This window comes from Streptomyces sp. NPDC085944, assembly GCF_040686295.1.
GTDB lineage: Bacteria > Actinomycetota > Actinomycetes > Streptomycetales > Streptomycetaceae > Streptomyces > Streptomyces salinarius.
The window spans coordinates 1-20,892 of record NZ_JBFBJX010000002.1 but is presented as its reverse complement, the minus strand read 5'-3'; the positions used below and the strand labels follow the sequence as shown (position 1 = coordinate 20,892).

Below are 20,892 nucleotides of genomic sequence, written 5' to 3'. Positions count from 1 at the left end.
TCCCACAAATCGACGGCCGAGTTCAACCTTGTACTTCTTACCGGAATCGGCTAGCCGAAACACAGTCTGAACACATGTCGTATAAACTCCGCGGACAGGCAGCGGACCGGCTCCCAGGGCCGAAGGATCCTGCCGTCGAGCTGATGCGCGGCAGGCCTGTCCCACTTCTCGTTTCCCGGACCCGGCCCCTGCCTCTCCCAGCCCCGTGAGCCGACAGTGTCGTCTGCCCCGCCCTCGCGCCACCGTGCCTTCGAATGAGAGGCGACCCATCATGTCCCTGTGTGTTCCCCAGGCCCCCGCGCCCGCCCTGCGCTCCGTCCTCACCGCCCTCTCCTCGCCCACCGCGGTCCGCGAGGCCCGGACCCCCGCCCTGCTCCGCGCCCAGGGACCCGCCGCACCGGAACTGCCGCTGCCCGTGCACGTCCTCGACCGGGTCACGGCGGAGGGTGTGCCGGCGACGCGACTGGCCGGGTGGCGGTTCCACATCCGGTGCTCGGACCTGGTGGTGGCGGCCGCGGAGACGATGCTGACCGCCGACGGCTGGGCCTTCTCGCACTTCTTCGAGGGCCCCTACGTCGCCTCGACCGAGCGCGCGGTGCGGCAGGCCGAGTCGCTGCCCCAGCCGTATCAGCCGCGCCTGCTGTCGGTTCCCGAGCTGTACATGCTCACGCTGTGGCTGCACGGCGACTGCGCCGCGGACGCGGCCGCCGGGCATCCCGCGGCCACCGATCTGCTGGTGCCGCTGGCGCCGGCCCCGCCCGGGATCGCGGCCCATCTGCCGCACCGGGTCGCCGAACTGCTGCCGGTCCTCACGCACCGGATGACGCCGACCCGGCTGCTGGGGTCTCCCGCCTGATCCGGCCCTGCGCCCGGCCGGCACGCCGCCCGGTCCCGGTCGCCGGGCCCGCCGACCGGTTCCTGTCCACCCTCTCCCCCACCACCCGCGCGGACTAGTCCCGATCGGCCATGCCGAACCATCCGAAAGGACAGTGGAGTTGGGCTGAACCGTCCGCGCGGGTGACGCGTCCTCAATCTGTGAGAAGCGGTGCTGCGAAATACCTGCGGATCCAGGCCCAGGGGGCAACACTGGGTCCGGACCGACTCGAACAACGGGGGGCGGCCATGAACGAGGCTTCACGCCGCGGTACAGACAAGTCAGCAGAGTCAGCGAACTCACCCGTCATCACAGACCGAGAGACCCCACCCATGTGCCAGCACCAGCCACCGTGCCCGTCAGCCGTATCCGCCGACCGGGAGTCCGCCCGTCTCGTGGCGCACCACCCGGAGCAGGGGTGGAGCCTGCTGTGCAACGGTGTCGTCCTCTTCGAGGACACCGGTGAGCTACTGCCGGACGGTCAGGTCGTCGCCCCGCACCGCCCCGTCGGCGCGGGTCTGACCACCGCCGCCTGACCTCGGGCCGGGCCGTGTGACGCCACGAGACGCCACCGTGCCCGGCACCTCACGGGGCCGGCCCGCAGCCACGGCTGCGCACCGGCCCTCACGCGTGTCCGGGACCGGTCACTCCCCGTAGGCCGCCCGCGTGGGCGCGGTGACGGCCCGGGTCTCCACGGCCGGTACGCCTTCCCCGGAGCTCCGGGTTTCCGGAAGACTCCGGGGAAGGTTGGTGATCGGTGTCGGTGGAGGTGCGGGAAGTGGCGGTGGACGGGGCGCGGGCGGGGACATCGTCCGGCGGCCGGGGCAGGGTCACGATCACGGACATCGCCCGCCGCGCGGGTGTCTCGGTGCCGACCGTGTCCCGGGTCGTGAACGGCCGGTCGGACGTGTCCCCCGGGACCAGGGCGCGGGTGGAGGAACTGCTGCGCCGGCACGGGTACCGCAAGCGCGCCGCCGCGCCCGGCCGCCGGGCGGCCCTGATCGACCTGGTCTTCAACGACCTGGACAGCCCCTGGGCCGTGGAGATCATCCGGGGCGTCGAGGAGGTGGCCCACGCGGCCGGGGTCGGCACCGTGGTCTCCGCGGTGCACGGACGCTCGGGCGGCGCCCGCCAGTGGATGCGCAATCTGCGGGCGCGGGCCTCGGACGCCGTCGTCCTCGTCACCTCGGCGCTGGACCCCGTGCTCCACCAGGAGTTGCGGGTCCTCGGCGTGCCCCTGGTCCTGGTCGACCCGGCGGGCTCCCCCGCCCTGGACGTGCCCACCGTCGGCGCGGCCAACCATGCGGGTGGCAGGGCGGCCACGGAACACCTGCTGGCGCTGGGGCATCGCCGGATCGGCCTGGTCGCCGGGCCGCCGCGGCTGCTGTGCTCGCGGGCCCGCCACGACGGCTACCGCGCCGCTCTGCGGGGCGCCGGCGTGGCCGTGGACGACTCCCTCGCCGTCCCCGGCGACTTCCGCCACGAGTCCGGCTTCGCGGCCTGCGACGCCCTGCTCGGTCTGCCCGAACCGCCGACTGCCGTCTTCGCGGCCAGCGACCAGATGGCGCTCGGCGCGATCGAGGCGCTGCGCAGGCGTGGTCTGCGGGTGCCGCAGGACGTGAGTGTCGTCGGCTTCGACGACCTTCCGGAGGTCCGCTGGTCGGCGCCGCCGCTGACGACCGTGCGCCAGCCGCTCGCCGAGATGGGCAGGGTGGCCGCCCGCACGGCGCTCCGCCCGGCCCGCGACGAACGGCCGGACCCGCCACGGGTCGAACTGGGCACGGAGCTGATCGTCCGCTCCAGCACCGCGCCGCCGCCCCGTCGCGCGGCGCCGTGCGGTTGATCCCGCCCACGATCTCCCCTCGACTCCACGGCCGCCCCAGGTCCGACGGCCCTCAGGGTCGTCACCTCGGAGGCACCCTCGCCTGACGCCATATCGCGTTGTACCCAACGGCCAACCCCGCGTCCGCCGTCGCCCTCGTGCGGCCTATCGTGACCGGCATGCAGTCCTACACGATCGGCCAGGCGGCACGGCTGCTCGGCGTCAGCCCGGACACCGCGCGCCGCTGGGCCGACGCGGGCCGGATCACCACCCGTCGCGACGAGGGCGGGCGGCGCGTCGTCGACGGGCGCGACCTGGCCGCGTTCTCGGTCGAGCTCGCCCGCTCCGACGGCGCCGACGAGGAGACCCCGCACACCTCGGTCCGCAACGCGTTCCCCGGGATCGTCACCGCGATCAAGCTCGGCGACGTCGCGGCCCAGGTCGAGATCCAGGCCGGTCCGCACCGGCTCGTCTCCCTGCTGACCAGGGAGGCGGTGGAGGAACTCGGCCTGGAGGTCGGCGTGGAGGCCACGGCCCGGGTGAAGTCGACGAATGTCCATGTCGACAGAACCTGACCGCCCGACCACCCCGACCACCTGAGTAGCCGTGCGAACGCACATGCCAGGCTTTCCCTCCACCGAGCTTGCTCATGCAATGCGACAGGAGACTTACACCTGGCAGATGCGGAAGTATGATCAGCGCAATGGGAGTCGCCCACGCCCGGTCGCCGCACGCAAGGTCGCCGAGCCCGTCGGCCCCCGCCCGGAGACGCCGAGGGAGTGCCCGTGATGACCCGTTCCGTGCGCAGGACCCGCCGCATCCGCCGTACCGCGCGGTTGGGCGGTGCGGGGGCCGCCGCGCTGCTGACCCTGAGCGCCTGCTCGTCGTCCTCGGACCCGGGTACGGACTCGGACTCCGCCGGCGCCTCGCCGTCCTCCTCGGCGAAGGTGTCCGGCCAGGTCACCGTGTTCGCGGCGGCCTCGCTCAAGGAGAGCTTCACGACGCTCGGCGAGACCTTCGAGAAGCAGCACCCGGGCACCGAGGTCACCTTCAACTTCGCCGGCAGCGACACCCTCGCCGCCAGCATCACCAGCGGCGCACCGGCGGATGTGTTCGCCTCCGCCAGCCCGAAGACGATGGCCACCGTCACGGACGCCGGGGCCGCGGCCGGTACCCCGGTCACCTTCGTGCGCAACCAGCTGGAGATCGCCACGCTGCCCGGCAACCCCGACCGCGTCGCCTCCCTGAAGGACCTCACCGGATCCGGCCTCAAGGTCGTGCTGTGCGACAAGACGGTGCCGTGCGGCGCCGCGGCCCGGAAGGCGCTGGACGCCAGTGGTCTCGAGCTCACCCCGGTCTCGTACGAGCAGGACGTCAAGGCCGCCCTCACCAAGGTCGAGCTGAAGGAGGCCGATGCCGCCGTCGTCTACAAGACGGATGTGAAGGCGGCCGGTGACAGGGTGACGGGTGTGGACTTCCCGGAGTCGGCCAAGGCGGTCAACGACTACCCGATCGCCCTCCTCGAGAACGCCCCGAACACCGACGCGGCCAAGGCGTTCATCGAGCTGGTGAAGTCCGCCGAAGGGCAGCGGGTGCTCACCGGGGCCGGGTTCCGCACGCCGTGAGCAAGTCCACCGGAACGACACCCACGCCCCCCGGAACCGACCTGGTCGCCGCCGGGCCGCGCCGCCCCCGGCACCGGGGACGCATGGTGCCGGTGCCCCTGCTGGTGCCCGCCCTGATCGGCCTGGCGTTCCTGCTGCTGCCCCTGCTCGCCCTGGTGGTCCGTGCCCCGTGGAGCGGACTGCCGCAGCAGCTGAGCAGCCCAGAGGTGTGGCAGGCGCTGCGCCTGTCGCTGCTGTGCGCGACGTCGGCGACGGTACTGAGCCTGCTCGTCGGCGTGCCCCTGGCCTGGCTGCTGGCCCGTACCGACTTCCCCGGCCGGGGCTTCGTCCGCGCCCTGGTGACGCTGCCGCTGGTGCTGCCGCCGGTGGTGGGCGGCGTCGCGCTCCTGCTGGCGTTCGGACGCAACGGGGTCGTCGGACAGTGGCTGGACGCCTGGTTCGGGATCACGCTGCCGTTCACGACGACGGGCGTGGTCCTCGCGGAGACGTTCGTGGCGATGCCGTTCCTGGTCATCAGCGTGGAGGGCACCCTGCGCGCCGCCGACCCGCGCTACGAGGAGGCCGCCACGACTCTGGGCGCCTCCCGCTTCACCGCGTTCCGCCGGGTGACGCTGCCGCTGATCGCGCCGGGCATCGCGGCGGGCGCCGTGCTGGCCTGGGCGCGGGCGCTCGGCGAGTTCGGGGCGACGATCACCTTCGCGGGCAACTTCCCCGGCCGGACCCAGACCATGCCGCTGGCCGTCTACCTCGCCCTGCAGAACGACCCGGCGGCGGCGATCGCCCTCAGCCTGGTGCTGCTGGCCGTCTCCATCGCCGTACTGGCCGGGCTGCGGGACCGCTGGATGAGTGCGTCATGACCGAGACCGGTGAACGGAAGGCCGCCATGAGCTCCCCCGCCCCCGACGGCCGCCGGTCCGGGGAAGGCCTCGACGCCCGGCTCGTGGTGGAACGCGGCACTTTCCGCCTGGACGTCGCCCTCACGGCCGCGCCCGGCGAGGTCGTGGCCCTGCTGGGCCCCAACGGCGCGGGCAAGACCACCGCCCTGCGCGCGCTCGCCGGTCTGGTCCCGCTCGCCGGCGGTCACCTGCACCTCGACGGCGTCGCGCTGGACCGTACGCCGCCGGAGTCCCGCCCGGTCGGGGTGGTCTTCCAGGACTACCTGCTCTTCCCGCACCTGAGCGCCCTCGACAACGTCGCGTTCGGGCCGCGCTGCCGAGGGGCGGGCAAGGCGGAGGCCCGGGCGCGGGCCGCCGCGTGGCTGGACCGGATGGGCCTGGCCGCGCACGCCGGCGCCAAGCCGCGCCGCCTCTCCGGCGGCCAGGCCCAGCGCGTCGCCCTCGCCCGCGCCCTGGCCACCGGCCCCCGGCTGCTCCTGCTGGACGAGCCGCTCGCGGCCCTCGACGCCCGGACCCGGCTGGAGGTGCGCGCCCGGCTCCGCCGCCATCTCGCCGATTTCGAGGCCGTCGCCGTCCTGGTCACGCACGACCCGCTGGACGCCATGGTGCTGGCCGACCGGCTGGTGGTGGTCGAGGACGGCGCGGTCGTCCAGGAGGGCGGCCCCGCCGACATCGCCCGCCGGCCCCGCACGGACTACATCGCCCAGCTGGTCGGTCTGAACCTCTACCGGGGGCGGGCCGAGGGCCACACCGTGCGGCTCGACGCCGGCCCCGGCATCACCACGACCGAGGAGCTCTCCGGTCCCGTCTTCGTGGCCTTCCCGCCGAGCGCCGTGACGCTGTACGACGAGCGTCCCGCCGGCTCCAGCGCCCGCAACCTCTGGCAGTGCGAGGTCGCCGGCCTGGAGAGCCACGGCGACCAGATCCGCGTGGACCTCGCCGGCGAACTCCCGCTCGCCGCCGACCTCACCACGGTCGCCGCGGCCGAGTTGGGCCTCCACCCGGGTGCCCGGGTGTGGGCGGCGGTCAAGGCGACGCAGACCCACGCATACCCGGCGTGAAGCCTGCGCCGGGCTACGGTGCCCCCATGAGCCTGAGCATCCGCAACCAGCTCCCCGGCACCGTCACCGCCGTCACCCCGGGCGAGGCCATGGCGACGGTCCGGGTCCGCCTCTCCGGCGGCCAGGACCTCACCGCGGCCATCACCCGGGAGGCCGCCGACGCTCTCGGCCTGAGCCCCGGAACGGCCGTCCGCGGCCTGGTGAAGTCGACGGGGATCTCCCTCACCACCGGCCCGGCCGACGGCCTCTCGATCCGCAACCGGCTGCCCGGCACGGTCACCCGGCTCGTGCTCGGCGACGTCATGGCGATCGCGCACATCGCCATGGTGGACGCCGAACTCACCGCTGTGATCACCAAGGAAGCGGCCGAGGAACTGGGCCTCTTCGTGGGTTCGGACGTCATCGCGCTCGTCAAGTCCACCGAGGTCGCGCTCGCCACGGCGTAGCCGGCCCCACAACGGCGAAGCCCCGCGCCCCGAGGACGGGGAGCGGGGCCCTGGGCACGAACCGCTCAGTCCTCGTAGGCGTCCAGCGGCGGGCAGGAGCACACCAGGTTCCGGTCGCCGTAGGCCTGGTCGATGCGGCGGACCGGCGGCCAGTACTTGTCGGCGGCGGACACCCCGGCCGGGAAGACGGCCTCCTCGCGCGTGTACGCGTGGTCCCACTCCCCGCCGAGCGCGCCGGCCGTGTGCGGGGCGCCGCGCAGCGGGTTGTCGTCGGCGGGCCAGGCTCCGGAGGCGACCTTCTCGATCTCCGCGCGGATGGCGATCATCGCCTCGCAGAACCGGTCCAGCTCGGCCAGGTCCTCGGACTCGGTCGGCTCGATCATCAGCGTGCCGGCCACCGGGAAGGACATCGTCGGCGCGTGGAAGCCGTAGTCGATCAGCCGCTTGGCGACGTCGTCGACGCTCACGCCGGTCGCCTTGGTCAGCGGGCGCAGGTCGATGATGCACTCGTGCGCGACCAGACCGCCCGGGCCGGTGTACAGCACGGGGAAGTGCGGCTCCAGGCGCTTGGCGATGTAGTTGGCGGACAGCACGGCCACCTGCGTGGCCCGCTTGAGACCCTCGCCGCCCATCAGGCGGACGTACGACCACGAGATCGGCAGGATGCCCGCCGAGCCCCAGGGCGCCGCCGAGATCGGCCCGACCCCGGTCTGCGGACCGGCCGCGGGCTGCAGCGGGTGGTTGGGCAGGTACGGCGCCAGGTGCGACCGTACGCCCACCGGGCCGACGCCCGGACCGCCGCCGCCGTGCGGGATGCAGAAGGTCTTGTGCAGGTTCAGGTGGGAGACGTCGCCGCCGAAGTGGCCGGGCTTGGCGAGGCCGACCAGGGCGTTGAGGTTGGCGCCGTCCACGTAGACCTGGCCGCCCGCGTCATGCACCTGCGCGCAGATGTCGGCGACGTGCTCCTCGAACACGCCGTGCGTCGAGGGGTACGTGATCATCAGCACGGCCAGCTCGTCGCGGTGCTTCTCGATCTTGGCGCGGAGGTCCTCGACGTCGATCTCGCCGTCCTCGGCGGTCTTGACGACGACGACCTTCATGCCGGCCATCACGGCGCTGGCGGCGTTGGTGCCGTGCGCGGAGGACGGGATGAGGCAGACGGTGCGCTGCTCGTCGCCGTTGGCCCGGTGGTAGCCGCGTACGGCGAGCAGGCCCGCGAACTCGCCCTGCGAGCCGGCGTTGGGCTGGAGCGAGACCTTGTCGTACCCGGTGACCTCGGCGAGCCGCTCCTCCAGCTCACGGATGAGAGTCAGGTAGCCCTGCGCCTGCCCGGCGGGCGCGAAGGGGTGCAGCGCGCCGAACTCGGGCCAGGTGACCGGCTCCATCTCGGTGGTCGCGTTGAGCTTCATCGTGCAGGAGCCCAGCGGGATCATGCCGCGGTCCAGCGCGTAGTCCCGGTCGGCGAGGCGGCGCAGGTAGCGCAGCATCGCGGTCTCGGAGCGGTGCTGGTGGAAGACGGGGTGGGTCAGGAAGTCGTCGGTGCGCAGCAGCGCCTCGGGCAGCGTGTCCCCGGCCTCCGCGTCCAGCGCCTCGACGTCGCCCTCGACGCCGAACGCGTTCCACACGCCGGCCACCTGGGCCCGCGTGGTGGTCTCGTCGCAGGCGAAGGAGACGTGGTCGGCGTCGACGAGCCACAGGTTGATGCCGTTCTCGCGGGCGGCGTGCACGATCGCGTCGGCCCGGCCGGGCACCCGCGCGGTGACGGTGTCGAAGTAGGCGCCGTGGACGATCTCGACGCCACCGGCGGCAAGACCGGCCGCGGTGATCGTGGCGTACCGGTGGGTGCGCCGCGCGATGGCCCGCAGGCCCTCGGGGCCGTGGTAGACGGCGTACATGCCGGCCATGACGGCGAGCAGCACCTGAGCGGTGCAGATGTTGCTGGTGGCCTTCTCGCGGCGGATGTGCTGCTCGCGGGTCTGCAGGGCCAGGCGGTAGGCCTTGTTGCCGTCGGCGTCCACGGAGACGCCGACCAGGCGGCCGGGGAGGCTGCGGGCGAACTTCTCGTGCACCGCCATGTAACCGGCGTGCGGTCCGCCGAAGCCCATCGGCACGCCGAAGCGCTGGGTGGTGCCCACGGCGATGTCCGCGCCCAGCTCGCCGGGCGAGGTGAGCAGCGTGAGGGCGAGCAGATCGGCGGCGACGGTGACGAGCGCGCCGAGCTCGTGCGCCCGGTCGATCACCGGCTTGATGTCGCGGACGGCTCCGGAGGCGCCCGGGTACTGGACGAGGACGCCGTTGATCTCCCGCTCGGCGAGCTCGGCCGGGATGCCCGCGCTCAGGTCGGCGACCACGACCTCTACGCCGGTCGGCTCGGCCCGGGTCTGTATCACGGCGACGGTCTGCGGCAGGGCGTCCGCGTCGACCAGGAACAGACCCTTCTTGTTCTTGCCCATGCGCCGGGACAGCGCCATCGCCTCGGCTGCGGCGGTGCCCTCGTCGAGCAGCGAGGCGCCGGAGGTGGGCAGACCGGTCAGCTCGGCGACCATCGTCTGGAAGTTCAGCAGGGCCTCCAGGCGGCCCTGGGAGATCTCCGGCTGGTACGGCGTGTACGCCGTGTACCAGGACGGGTTCTCCATGACGTTGCGCAGGATGACCGGCGGGGTGAAGGTGCCGTAGTAGCCGAGGCCGATCATGGAGTCGAGGACCTGGTTGCGGTCGGCCAGGGAGCGCAGCTCGGCCAGCACCTCGGCCTCGGAGCGCGCGCCCGGCAGGTCGAGCCGGTCGGCGTTCTTGATCACATCCGGCACCGCGGCGGCCGTCAGTTCGTCGAGCGAGCCGTAACCGACCTGCGCGAGCATCTTGGCCCGGGCCTCGTGGTCGGGGCCGATGTGGCGCTGCTCGAAGGGCATGGCCTGTTCGAGCTCGGAGAGCGGAGTGCGGTGGGCGGTCATTGCGGAGGCCTCCTGGTCTGACGACCTTCGAGGGGCACCACGGCGCGGGTACCCGGACGGCCTCCCCCTCTGTCATCTCAACCTGAGAGCTTCACCGGGCGAGCCCTGGGGCTCTCCCGGCTTTCACCGTCGGTGAGAGCGGAAGCCGTCGACACCCGCCCTGCTTTCCAGAGTGACCTCGTCCGTGCGGTACGTGAGCCTGAGAGATTCCGGGGAGGATTTGCTCCTTCGGCGCCTCCGGTGGTGTCCGGAGGACTCTCCCGCGCGGGGTCAGCGGCCGTTTGCCAGCGTACCAGCGAGGCACCCGCACGACCCTCGAGTGGCCGACCGGCCACTTGTGCTCTTTTGTAGTACTTACGGATGATTAGGCGGCTGGTGTGCGACCCCAGTGCGGCCCAGTGGTGCGATCAAGTGGAGGGCCCCGTGCGTACAGACATCGATCCGCGGAACCTGATCGGCCGCAAGGCGTTCGACCGCGACGGCACGAGGATCGGCACCGTGGACGAGGTGTACCTCGACGATGCCACCGGCGTGCCGGAGTGGGCGGCGATACGTACCGGCCTCTTCAGCCGGGACGCCTTCGTCCCCCTGGAGCCCAGCGAGCTGGTCGACGGCGCCCTGCGCGTGCCCTTCGACCGCTCCTTGATCAAGGAGGCGCCCGACTTCGGCGTCGGCCGGCACCTCTCGCCGGAACAGGAGCTCCAGCTCTACCACCACTACGGCCTGGACGTGGCCGCCTCTCCCCCGCCGCCCGACCACGACTTCGGCAAGCTGGCCGGCAAGGGCAAGGACGACGGCTGACGCACCGCCCGCGCCATCCGGGCACCCCTTACCCGGCCACCCGTCTCGCGGCCCCGTCCCCGCCGGCTCCGCCGCCGGGCCGGCCGGCGGGTTCTCCACCCGGTCTTCGCACCGCGGGGGCGACCAGCGGGAGCGGGTCCGCCGGGACCAGCTCAGGGTCGTCCACCGGGAAGGTCCGCACCCGGCCCACCTCGGAGTACGGCGTCTCGAACCGGACGGTGACCCGGCCGAGTCCGCTGCCCTGCACCCACCCGTGCCCCAGCTCCGCATGCCGTACGTCGTGCCCCGCGGGCCACCGGCGCTCCGCGGGCGAGGGGCTGTGCTGCTCGACGGGCACGGTCTCGGGCTCCTCGGCAGGTTCCTCGGGGCGGTCCCCCGCCGCCTGGGCGAACAGGTCCTCCTGCGTGTAGTCGGCGAGGCCGCTCACACCCACCCCGAGCAGCCGCACGCCGCCCGTGGTGTCCACCGAGTCCAGCAGTCTCGCGGCGGCCTCCCGGACCACCGCCGGGTCGTCGGTGGGCCCGCGCAGCGTCTCGGAGCGCGTCAGCGTCGAGAAGTCGTATCTGCGGACCTTGAGCACGATCGTGCGCCCGGACAGGCCGGAGGCGCGCAGCCGCCGCACGCAGCGGTCCGCCAACCGTCCCACCTCTACGCCGACCCGCACCCGGTCGTGGATGTCCACGTCGTAGGTGTCCTCGACCGACACCGACTTGGTCTCCCGCTCGGCCACCACCGGCCGCTCGTCCCGCGCCAGCGCCATGGCGTACAGCGCGTGGCCGTGTGCCTTGCCCAGCAGCCGCACCAACTCGTCCTCGCCGGCCTCGGCGATCTCGCCGACCGTGGTGATCCCCGCCCGGCGCAGGTGGTCCCCCGTGGCCGGTCCCACCCCGGGGAGCGTCCGCACGGTCATCGGCTCCAGCATGGCCCGCTCCGTCCCCGGCGGGATGAGGACCAGTCCGTCGGGCTTGGCCTCCTCCGAGGCGATCTTGGCGAGCATTTTGGAGGCGGCGAGCCCGACGGAGCCGGTGAGGCCCGTGACGGCGCGGATGTCCGCGCGCAGCTTCGTCCCGGCGAGCCGCGCCGACGCCGCGTCCCAGGCCGTCCGGCCGGCCTCCAGGTCCACGAACGCCTCGTCCAGGCTCAGCGGCTCCACCAGGGGCGACAGCTCCCGCAGCAGCCGCATGACCTGCTCACTGATCGACCGGTAGAGCTCGAAGCGCGGAACGAGATAGGCGGCGTGGGGAGCGAGCCGGCGCGCCTGGCCCATGGGCATCGCGGAGTGCACCCCGAACACCCGCGCCTCGTACGAGCAGGTGGCGACCACGCCGCGTGGTCCGAGGCCGCCCACGACGACCGCCTTCCCACGCAGGCTCGGCTTGGACGCCTGCTCCACCGAGGCGAAGAAGGCATCCATGTCGAGATGCAGGATCGTGGGCTCGGTTCTCACATCTCCGATGCTGCCCTACGCCACTGACAATGCCGCCGTCACCCGCGGGAGGATCGCCCGGGGGAAGAGATCGGTGCGCGCGGCGGCGTTCAGACCGCCCGGTTGTTGCGTCGCCGGGCCAGTTCGTCGGCCGGATTGTGCCCGACGAGGGTCTCGCCGGTGTCGATCCGCTCCCCGTGCAGCTGGGACAGCGCGCTCTCCACGTCCCGCCACACCGCTCCGACGGCGATCCCGAAGATGCCCTGACCGCCTTGGAGCAGTGCGTGCACCTCGTCGGGGGAGGTGCACTCGTATACGGTGGCGCCGTCGCTCATCAGCGTCAACCGCTCCAGGTCGCGAAAGCCCCGCTCCCTGAGGTGCTGGACGGCGGTGCGGATGTTCTGCAGCGACACCCCGGTGTCGAGGAAGCGCTTGACGATCTTCAGCACGACCACGTCGCGGAAGCTGTACAACCGCTGCGTTCCGGATCCGTGCGCGGGCCGCACACTGGGCTCGACGAGGCTCGTGCGGGCCCAGTAGTCGAGTTGCCGGTAGGTGATGCCAGCGGCCGCGCAGGCCGTCGGCCCGCGATAGCCGATCTGCTCGGACGCCATGGACGTCGCCCTTCCGCTGGTCGGCACCGCTGCCGGTCGCTGCGGACCGGGATCGGCCGCGCCACCGTGCTGGGCGTGGCCCCCCGCGCCTGCGCGAAGCCGGGAGCCCGGGGGAGGGTACGGACCGCCTGCCCCGAGGCTGGGCCCGGGGCCACCCCCAGCCGTACCGTCGCCGCTGGTTCTCACGCCGACCTCCGTCCTTGACCTGCCTCCTCGAAGGTAGGCAGTCACCAAGGGTGCGTCAACGATCGCCACACTCGGCACGCCGAGTGATAATCACCTTACGAGTGGTTTCCCGTGCCCAGTTCCGGGAAAAGCTAGTCGGATGTGCCCGTTCAGGGCCGTGCACAGCCCCGGACCCGCACCCGTCCCTCACTGGTTGCTGCTTCCGAAGTCCTCGGGCGAGATCTGGTCGAGGAACTCGCGGAACTTCTCCACCTCGTCCTCCTGCTCGTCCGGAATCGAGATGCCGGCGTCGTCCAGCAGCGTCTCGCTGCCGTAGATCGGCGTGCCGGTGCGCAGAGCCAGCGCTATGGCGTCGGACGGCCTGGCACTGACCTCGACCCCGCTCGCGAAGACCAGCTCGGCGTAGAAGACGTTGTCCCGCAGGTCGGTGATGCGGACTTCCGTGAGCTCCTGCCCGACCGCTTCCAGCACGTCCTTGAACAGGTCGTGGGTCAGCGGACGTGCGGGAGCCATGCCCTGCTGGGCGAAGGCGATCGCCGTCGCCTCCCCCGGTCCGATCCAGATGGGAAGGTAACGGTCGCCGCCCACCTCGCGCAGCAGCACGATCGGCTGGTTGGAGGGCATCTCGACCCGGACACCTACGACATCGAGCTCGTTCACACAGCAACCCTAGGCCGTGTTCGGGACGTTTGGGTAGTCGGGCCGGGCTCGCGTGGGCGATCCGGGTCCGGTTCGGGGCGATCCGCGTCTGGACCGGGCGGGCGGCCCGGCTGCTCGGCCCCGCACGTTTCAGGGCAGCCGCACGCCCAGGGCGGTCTGCACCAGCGCCGCGTGCAGTTTCACCGCGAGACCCGCCAGCTCCTTGGTGCGGTCTTCCGCGTGCGCCCTGGTCTGCGGGTTGCGATGCCGTTTCAGCGGGGCGACGACCTGCTCCACGAGCCCGGCCTCCCGGTCGGCGGCGGCCTTCATCACCCGCAGGTGCCGCGGCTCGATCCCGGACCGCCCCAGCTGCACCACCAGCGACGCCACGGTGACCGCCTCGGCGTCGTAGGCCCCGTCGGCCAGCGGGGCGAGAAGTCCGTACGACTCCCACTCCGCCAGCTCCTGGTCGCCGATCCCGGCCGCGGCGAGCAGCTCGTCACGGCCGACCCTGGCCACCGTCGGACTCTCGTCGGACTCCGGCACGGCCGCGTCCCCGTCCCGCTGGCGGCCGACCCTCGGCAGGGACACCGCCTCACCGCGCTCCACGGCGTCCAGATGCTCGCGGATCACCTTGAGCGGCAGATAGTGATCCCGCTGCATGCGCAGCACCTCGCCGAGGCGCTCGACGTCGTGCGCGCTGAACTTGCGATACCCGGCCGGGGTCCGCCGCGGCTCGACGAGCCCCTCCGACTCCAGGAACCGGATCTTGGAGATGGTGATGTCGGGGAACTCGTCACGCAGCGCGTTCAGCACTGCGCCGATGCTCATCAGCCCACTGTCCGTGGCGACGGCGCCTTGCCCGGCGCCGTCGCTCGGTGTTTGAAACATGGACCTTCCCTGGAGGTTCCCCGGGCGGGAGGCCCGGGGGCGGTCAGTAACCCCGCTGGCTCGCGTAGAACACCAGCCGGTACTTGCCGATCTGCACCTCGTCACCGTTGGACAGGGCGACCTGGTCGATGCGCTCCCGGTTGACGTACGTGCCGTTCAGACTGCCGACGTCGGCGACCGTGAACGAACCGTCCGGACTGCGGCGGAACTCCACGTGCCGGCGCGAGACCGTCACGTCGTCCAGGAAGATGTCGCTCTGCGGATGCCGTCCGGCGGTGGTCAGCTCGCCGTCCAGCAGGAAACGGCTGCCCGAGTTCGGCCCCCGGCGCACGACCAGGAGCGCGGAGCCCAGCGGCAGCGCGTCCACGGCCGCCTGCGCCTCGGGAGACAGCGCCGGCATCGCCGTCTGGCCGGTGACCTCCGCGTCGTAGGCCTCCAGACCGGAGATGGAGATGGTGGAGGTCGTCTCGGACGCGCGCTCCGGGACCGCGCCGGCCCGCAGTGGAGCGCCGCAGTTGGAGCAGAAGCGGCTGTTCTCCGCATTGCGGTTGCCGCACCTCGTACACACCAGGGCCGCCATGGACGGATCCTCCTGCCGCGCCTGCCCCGCCGGGGCGTTCGACGCGTACGGGTCGGGGTGGAAGCCTCCACCCGCACCCGGGGCCGAGGGCTGGCCGAAACCTATGCCGCTGGACTGAGCAGGGTCAACAGACGGCGCGCCGGGACCACCCACCTGGTCCCGGAACATCGGGCGCGAGCCCTCCGCGTCGGGCTGTGCGCGATGGCGGGCGGTCGCGTTCTCGCCGCCGCCCTCTCGCGCGCTCTTGCCGAACAACTTCGCAAACAACTTCACGGGCGATTCCCCTTGACCGAAACAGACCCGCCCGTGGGGCAGGACGAACCCTTGCTGACCGCACTGACCGACCCGGACACCTTCACAACGTCCGTCTCCACCAGACAGTTTCCACCACGCACCACCCAATCGGTGCGCCGACCCCCCGCAACCTCATGCCCTCGCCGGACGCCCCCCATGCACCGCCGGTTCACTGGGAGGACGACCGAGCGTAGTCAGGCCGCTTCGCCGCTCGCAAGGCGTCCACGACGATCTTGCTCGACCGCTCAACGGTAACGGTGGCCTGTTCCTTCTCCAGAGTCTGCACCACTCCTCCAGGAATGTTGAGAGCCGGTTCGAGGTCCTGCGGCTTGCCGATGACCTGGAAACGATAGGGCGCGTTGATCTTGTTCCCGTCGACGCTGACGGAGTTGTCGGCCTCGGCGAAGTACGTGCCGGCGACGACCCGTACGCCGTTCACCTGGATCGCCTCCGCGCCCGCGGCGCGCAGCTCCTGGATCGCGTCGAGCAGCATGTCCGCCTCGACCGTCCCCTTCGTGTCCTCGATGGTCACCGTGATGCCGGGCCCCTGCGCGGCCACGGTGCCCGCGAGAATGCCCAGTTGCCGCTCCTTCTCGAGCGTCTGCTTACGGGCCTCTTCCGCCTGGTCGGAGCTGTTCTCCAGCTCGTCGCGCTGCTTCTCCAGGCCCTGTTTCTCGTCTTCAAGACGCTGAGTCCGGTCGTCCAGTTCATCGAGGATGCGGACGAGATCCTCCTGGCGGGCGCCCCGCAGCGCGCTGTCGCTGTCACTGTTGGACGCCACCTGGACCGCGAGGCCGAAACCGAGCCCGAACAGGAGCAGGGCGACGATGAGTTGGGCCCGGGTGAGGCGCGGCGGCCACAGCCCCTTCAGGAGCCGCTGCCTGCCGGTCACCCCGTTCCGCTCCCCCTGCGCGTCCTGCGGCGGATCGCCCGCCGGGGCGTCCGCGCCGGCCTGCTCCTCCGGCGCCACTTCCTCGGGCAGCTCCCTGCGCAGCCGGTTGGCGCTCTGTTCGTCGTGCTCGCTCATCGGCCTCACGCCCGGAAGACGTGCCGGCGGATCGCCGCGGCGTTGGAGAAGATGCGGATGCCGAGGACCACCACGACACCGGTGGACAGCTGGGCGCCGACGCCCAGCTTGTCACCCAGGAACACGATCAGCGCGGCGACGACCACGTTCGACAGGAACGACACCACGAAGACCTTGTCGTCGAAGATTCCGTCGAGCATGGCCCGCAGACCGCCGAAGACGGCGTCCAGCGCCGCCACGACGGCGATCGGCAGATACGGCTCCACGGCCGCCGGCACCTCGGGCCGGACCAGCAATCCGGCCACGACTCCCACGACGAGGCCCAGTACGGCGATCACGATGTGCCCTTCTCGGTTATCGGCTGTGCTGTACGTACGATCAGACTCGGTGCGGCCGGCAGCTCGAGGTCGCCCGCGACGGAGATGGCGGTCCGGATGCCGTAGCTCTCCTGCAGCGCGTGCAGGTACAGTCCGTCGGCGCTGTCCTGGAACGCGGCGCTCAGCCGCTCGCCGTCCCCCACCGCGAGCACCGTGTACGGCGGCACCAGCGGCCTGTTGTCGACCAGTATCGCGTCACCCGCGGCCCTGATCGCCGACAGCGCCGTCAGACGCTGCCCGTTGATGGAGATCGCCTCGGCGCCCGACTCCCACAGCCCGTTGACCACGCGCTGCATGTCCCGGTCCCGCACCCGGCCCGTGTCGGAGAAGCCCGAGGTGCCGCGCGGCTTCCCGTCGGCTCCGGTGCCCACGTCCTTGGCGTCGTCGACCACGAGCTTCACACCCGGGCCGTGCACCTCGACCGCGCCCGCCAGGACTCCGACCAGGTCGGGCCGGTCGCCCTCGCCGCTCTTCTCCAGCGCCTCGCGCCGACGCGTGTTCACGTCGTCGCGCAGTTCGTCGACGCTCTTCTCCAGCTTGTCGGCCGCCGAGGTCTCCCCCTCTATGCGGTCGACGAGCTCTTCACGTTCCTTCGCGACGACGGGCGCGGCGACCCGCGCCTGGGCCGCCCCGACCGTCACGACCAGGGCCGCGAGCACGAGGCCGAGCGCCAGGCCCAGCTTGGCGCGGAGTGTCTTGGGCAGTCCGCCGCTGCCGTCGGCCTTCTTCCGCGCGGCGGCCTCGGCATAGCCGTCGTCGAGGCTGTGGTCCATGACGTTCGTGAGCAACGACATGGACGCGTCCGGACGCGCGGGCCGCGTGGATGTGCTCCGAACGGGGGGTGGCTGCGGCATGCCGCACATCGTCGCACGCCACCGCCACTACCTCCGAATGGCCCCACCGGCGTGCCGGACAGGCCCCCTTGGGGACACTTGTCCGGCACGCGCGCGTGCGGTGCGTTTTACCGGCCCGCGCTGTCCACCACCGCGGCCCACTCGTCCAGCAGTGCCTGCGCGGAGGCGTCGTCGGGGCCCTCGGCCCACAGATGGGTGACCGCCTCCGCCGGATCGGGCAGCACCATCACCCAGCGCCCGTCGGTCTCGACCACCCGCACCCCGTCCGTGGTGTCCACGAACCGGTCGCCGGCCGCCTCCACGACCCGCCGCATCACCAGGCCCTTGACGGCCCACGGGGTGGCCAGATCCCGCTTGAGCACGTGCGCCCGCGGGATCCGCGCATCGATCTGGCTCAACGTGAGCTGCGTGCGCGCCACCAGCCCGATCAGCCGCACGAAGGCAGCCGTGCCGTCGTAGACGCTGCTGAACTCGGGGACGATGAAGCCGCCCTTGCCGTCGCCCCCGAAGATCGCACCCTCCTCGCCGCCGACCCGTGTCAGGTCGTCCGGCGAGGTGGTCGTCCACTCGACCTGCGTGCCGTGGTAGGCGGCGACCTGCTCTGCGATCCTGGTGGTCGTCACCGGGAGGGCGACGCGGCCGCTGCGCCGCTCGGCCGCGATCAGGTCGAGCATCACCAGCAGAGCCCGGTCGTCCTCGATGATGCGACCCTTCTCGTCGACGAGCGACAGCCGCTCACCGACCGGGTCGAACCGCACGCCGAACGCGGCCCGCGAGGACGCCACGATCTCCCCGAGGCGCACCAGCCCGGACCGCCGCATGTCGGCCGACTCCGTGGGCCTGGCCTCGTCGAGACCGGGATTGATCGTCAGCGAGTCCACGCCCAGCTTGCCGAGCAGGCTGGGCAGCACCAGCCCCGCACTGCCGTTGGAGGCGTCGACGACCACCTTGAGCCCGGACTCGGCGATGCCGGTGATGTCGACGTTGCGCAGCAGCGATCCGGTGTACGAGTCGAACACGCTGGACGGGAAGTGCAGGTCCCCGATCTCGCCGGGGAACGCCCGCCGGTACTCCTGCCGCGCGAACACCCGGTCCAGCTTCCGCTGGCTGCCCTGTGACAGGTCGGCACCCTGTCCGTCGAAGAACATGATGTCGACGGAGTCCGGCACGCCGAGGGTCGTCCGGATCATGATCCCGCCGGCACTGCCCCGCGCGGTCTGCTGCCGCGCCACGGGCAGCGGTACGTTCTCCAGGTCGCGTACGTCGATGGCGCTGGCCTGCAGCGCGGAGATCACCGCGCGCTTCAGCGCACGGGCACCGCGGGAGTGGTCGCGGGCCGTGGTGACGGTGGACCCCTTCTTCAGGGTGGTCGCGTACGCCCCGGCCAGCCGCACGGCGAGCTCCGGAGTGATCTCGACGTTCAGGATGCCGGAGACTCCGCGAGCACCGAAGAGATGGGCCTGCCCGCGGGATTCCCAGATCACCGAGGTGTTGACGAAGGCACCGGCCTCGATGGTCTTGAACGGGTAGACCCGCACATTCCCCTGGATGATCGATTCTTCACCGACCAGGCACTCGTCGCCGATGACCGCGCCGTCCTCGATCCGCGCAGCCCGCATGATGTCGGTGTTCTTGCCGACCACACAGCCCCGCAGATTGCTGTGCGGTCCGACGTACACGTTGTCCGCCACCACGGCCTTGTGCAGGAAGGCACCGCTCTTCACGACGACGTTGGACCCGACGACCGTGTGCTCCCGGAGCTCGGCGCCGGCCTCGATCTTGGCGTAGTCGCCGACGTACAGAGGACCGCGCAGCACGGCGTCGGGATGTACCTCCGCGCCTTCGGCGACCCACACTCCGGGCGAGATCTCGAAGCCGTCGATGTCGACGTCGACCTTGCGTTCCAGAACGTCGGCCTGGGCCTTCACGTAGCTCTCGTGGGTACCGACGTCCTCCCAGTAGCCCTCGGCGACATAGCCGTAGATGGGCTTGCCTTCCTTCATCAGCTGCGGGAAGACATCACCGGACCAGTCCACGGGCACATCGGGGTCGACGTAGTCGAAGACCTCCGGCTCCATGACGTAGATCCCGGTGTTCACGGTGTCCGAGAAGACTTGGCCCCAGGTCGGCTTCTCCAGGAAGCGTTCGACCTTGCCCTCTTCGTCGACGATGGTGATGCCGAATTCCAGCGGGTTGGGCACGCGCGTCAGGCACACGGTGACGAGCGAACCCTTTTCCTTGTGAAAATTGATCAGGTCGGTGAGGTCGAAGTCGGTCAGGGCATCGCCGGAAATGACGAGGAAGGCATCGTCCTTCAACGCCTCCTCGGCGTTCTTGACGCTTCCGGCGGTACCGAGTGGCTTCTCCTCGTTGGCATAGGTGAGCTCCATTCCGAGCTCCTCGCCGTCACCGAAGTAGTTCTTGACCAGCGAGGCCAGGAACTGGACGGTGACGACGGTCTCGTTGAGCCCATGCTTTTTGAGCAACCTGAGCACATGCTCCATGATCGGCCGGTTGACCACCGGCAGGAGCGGCTTGGGCATGCTCGAGGTCATGGGACGAAGGCGCGTGCCTTCGCCTCCAGCCATCACGACGGCCTTCATGTCGGAAGCGTCCTCCTCTGAGAGACGACGGTTTAGCCGACTTCACCCGTCCAGGGTCCCGCACTTTTGCAGCGGGGGCCATCCGGCCACCGGGACCACACAATCAGCGAGTTCAATCGGCTGCGACGTCCGCACGAACCAGGCGGCGGACCTGCACCACGTAGAGAGCACCTGCCCACCAATACAGGGTTGTACCCCATCCTGCGAACGCCCATCCGAAAACCGCGGCGAGTGACGCGATCCATCCGCTTCCGTCGCTCAGCAGAAGCAGCGGGAAGGCGTACATGAGGTTGAAGGTGGCGGCCTTGCCCAGGAAGTTCACCTGCGGCGGCGGATAGCCGTGCCGCCGGAGGATACCCACCATCACCAGCAGCATCGCTTCCCGGGCCAGCAGTACAAGGGTCAACCAGAGCGGGAGAATCTCGCGCCAGGTGAGACCCACCAGCGTGGAGAGGATATAGAGCCGGTCGGCCGCCGGGTCCAGGAGCCGGCCGAGGCTGCTGATCTGATTCCAACGCCGTGCGAGTTTGCCGTCCAGGTAGTCGCTGACCCCGCTGAAGGCCAGCACCAACAGCGCCCAGCCGTCGCTCTGCGGGCCGCCGAACTCGGGTCGCAGGATGAGCCACAGGAACACGGGCACGCCGATCAGGCGCGCCATGCTGAGGATGTTCGGGATGGTGAGGACCCGGTCAGTCTGCACGCGGGTCTCCTGGACCTCCACGCGGGGGCCTCCTGGGGGAAACGAGCCAATGATGCTCACTGACCTTACCTCAACGCAAAAAAGCTCTGACTCTCGGGCTGTGTGCCCAAGAGCCAGAGCTCTAATAGGAGTTCGGCGGCGTCCTACTCTCCCACAGGGTCCCCCCTGCAGTACCATCGGCGCTGTAAGGCTTAGCTTCCGGGTTCGAAATGTAACCGGGCGTTT

At 71.3% G+C, this 20,892-nt stretch carries 18 protein-coding genes, 1 rRNA gene, 2 pseudogenes and 1 riboswitch; of the genes and pseudogenes, 9 read left to right on the top strand and 12 right to left on the bottom strand.

Translation table 11 applies throughout. The features are described 5' to 3' along the window. The first annotated feature begins 271 nt into the window (after positions 1–271). From AB0P07_RS03730 to AB0P07_RS03695, 8 genes are all read left to right on the top strand, one after another. Positions 272–856 carry a hypothetical protein gene (locus tag AB0P07_RS03730; protein WP_365544593.1) on the top strand — a complete coding sequence of 195 codons (585 nt, stop codon included), beginning with the start codon at positions 272–274 and terminating at the stop codon, positions 854–856. Positions 857–1,206: 350 nt separating this feature from the next. Continuing rightward, the gene (locus AB0P07_RS03725) at positions 1,207–1,410 is read left to right on the top strand and encodes a DUF5999 family protein (protein ID WP_125633362.1); all 204 of its coding nucleotides are present in this window, start codon (positions 1,207–1,209) and stop codon (positions 1,408–1,410) included. 242 nt (positions 1,411–1,652) lie between these two features. Then, positions 1,653–2,717 carry a LacI family DNA-binding transcriptional regulator gene (locus tag AB0P07_RS03720; protein ID WP_365545828.1) on the top strand — a complete coding sequence of 355 codons (1,065 nt, stop codon included), beginning with the start codon at positions 1,653–1,655 and terminating at the stop codon, positions 2,715–2,717. 158 nt (positions 2,718–2,875) lie between these two features. Then, positions 2,876–3,271, top strand: a complete 396-nt coding sequence (locus AB0P07_RS03715; RefSeq protein ID WP_102928904.1) for a molybdopterin-binding protein — start codon at positions 2,876–2,878, stop codon at positions 3,269–3,271. Between the two features lie 213 nt (positions 3,272–3,484). Continuing rightward, on the top strand, positions 3,485–4,321 hold the full coding sequence (gene modA / locus AB0P07_RS03710; protein ID WP_365544589.1) for a molybdate ABC transporter substrate-binding protein: 837 nt from the start codon (positions 3,485–3,487) through the stop codon (positions 4,319–4,321). A gap of 83 nt (positions 4,322–4,404) precedes the next feature. After that, positions 4,405–5,178, top strand: a complete 774-nt coding sequence (locus AB0P07_RS03705) for an ABC transporter permease (RefSeq protein ID WP_365545825.1) — start codon at positions 4,405–4,407, stop codon at positions 5,176–5,178. Beyond that, the gene (locus tag AB0P07_RS03700) at positions 5,175–6,278 is read left to right on the top strand and encodes an ABC transporter ATP-binding protein (RefSeq protein WP_365544586.1); all 1,104 of its coding nucleotides are present in this window, start codon (positions 5,175–5,177) and stop codon (positions 6,276–6,278) included. Before AB0P07_RS03705 ends, AB0P07_RS03700 begins: the two co-directional genes overlap by 4 nt. A 26-nt stretch (positions 6,279–6,304) precedes the next feature. After that, on the top strand, positions 6,305–6,724 hold the full coding sequence (locus AB0P07_RS03695) for a TOBE domain-containing protein (RefSeq protein ID WP_365544583.1): 420 nt from the start codon (positions 6,305–6,307) through the stop codon (positions 6,722–6,724). Between the two features lie 65 nt (positions 6,725–6,789). On the opposite strand, the gene gcvP is transcribed toward AB0P07_RS03695, so the two are convergent. After that, a complete protein-coding gene (gene gcvP / locus AB0P07_RS03690; protein ID WP_365544581.1) occupies positions 6,790–9,675 on the bottom strand; it encodes an aminomethyl-transferring glycine dehydrogenase in 2,886 nt (961 codons plus the stop codon). Between the two features lie 177 nt (positions 9,676–9,852). After that, a riboswitch (glycine riboswitch) is annotated at positions 9,853–9,948 on the bottom strand. 150 nt (positions 9,949–10,098) lie between these two features. On the opposite strand from gcvP, the pseudogene AB0P07_RS03685 reads away from it, so the two are divergent. After that, positions 10,099–10,470: pseudogene (locus tag AB0P07_RS03685) on the top strand (PRC-barrel domain-containing protein); the annotation flags it as partial. Here AB0P07_RS03685 and AB0P07_RS03680 read toward each other — a convergent pair. The 11 genes and pseudogenes from AB0P07_RS03680 to rrf all read right to left on the bottom strand — a co-directional run. Next, positions 10,392–11,923 (bottom strand): annotated as a pseudogene (locus tag AB0P07_RS03680) (DNA polymerase IV). The pseudogenes AB0P07_RS03685 and AB0P07_RS03680 sit on opposite strands and share 79 nt — an antisense overlap. Before the next feature lie 89 nt (positions 11,924–12,012). Beyond that, complete coding sequence (locus AB0P07_RS03675; RefSeq protein ID WP_365544578.1) at positions 12,013–12,702, bottom strand: MerR family transcriptional regulator; 690 nt, start codon at positions 12,700–12,702, stop codon at positions 12,013–12,015. A 186-nt stretch (positions 12,703–12,888) separates the two neighbouring features. Further along, positions 12,889–13,362: a bifunctional nuclease family protein gene (locus tag AB0P07_RS03670; RefSeq protein ID WP_102928911.1), complete on the bottom strand. Its 474-nt coding sequence runs from the start codon at positions 13,360–13,362 to the stop codon at positions 12,889–12,891. A 129-nt stretch (positions 13,363–13,491) separates the two neighbouring features. After that, positions 13,492–14,232 (bottom strand): MerR family transcriptional regulator, encoded by a 741-nt coding sequence (locus AB0P07_RS03665; RefSeq protein ID WP_365544575.1) that lies wholly within the window; start codon positions 14,230–14,232, stop codon positions 13,492–13,494. Between the two features lie 43 nt (positions 14,233–14,275). After that, positions 14,276–15,214: an FHA domain-containing protein gene (locus AB0P07_RS03660; RefSeq protein WP_365544572.1), complete on the bottom strand. Its 939-nt coding sequence runs from the start codon at positions 15,212–15,214 to the stop codon at positions 14,276–14,278. Positions 15,215–15,275: 61 nt separating this feature from the next. Beyond that, entirely contained in the window at positions 15,276–16,133 is an 858-nt protein-coding gene (locus tag AB0P07_RS03655) for a DUF881 domain-containing protein (protein ID WP_365544569.1), read from the bottom strand. Positions 16,134–16,138: 5 nt separating this feature from the next. After that, positions 16,139–16,471: a small basic family protein gene (locus AB0P07_RS03650; RefSeq protein WP_003977440.1), complete on the bottom strand. Its 333-nt coding sequence runs from the start codon at positions 16,469–16,471 to the stop codon at positions 16,139–16,141. Beyond that, on the bottom strand, positions 16,468–17,364 hold the full coding sequence (locus AB0P07_RS03645) for a DUF881 domain-containing protein (protein ID WP_365544566.1): 897 nt from the start codon (positions 17,362–17,364) through the stop codon (positions 16,468–16,470). Before AB0P07_RS03645 ends, AB0P07_RS03650 begins: the two co-directional genes overlap by 4 nt. A 107-nt stretch (positions 17,365–17,471) precedes the next feature. Continuing rightward, positions 17,472–19,967, bottom strand: a complete 2,496-nt coding sequence (locus AB0P07_RS03640; RefSeq protein WP_365544563.1) for a mannose-1-phosphate guanyltransferase — start codon at positions 19,965–19,967, stop codon at positions 17,472–17,474. A 112-nt stretch (positions 19,968–20,079) separates the two neighbouring features. Next, the gene (locus AB0P07_RS03635; protein WP_365544560.1) at positions 20,080–20,688 is read right to left on the bottom strand and encodes a CDP-alcohol phosphatidyltransferase family protein; all 609 of its coding nucleotides are present in this window, start codon (positions 20,686–20,688) and stop codon (positions 20,080–20,082) included. Between the two features lie 109 nt (positions 20,689–20,797). Continuing rightward, a 5S ribosomal RNA gene (rrf, locus tag AB0P07_RS03630) occupies positions 20,798–20,892 on the bottom strand; the annotation flags it as partial.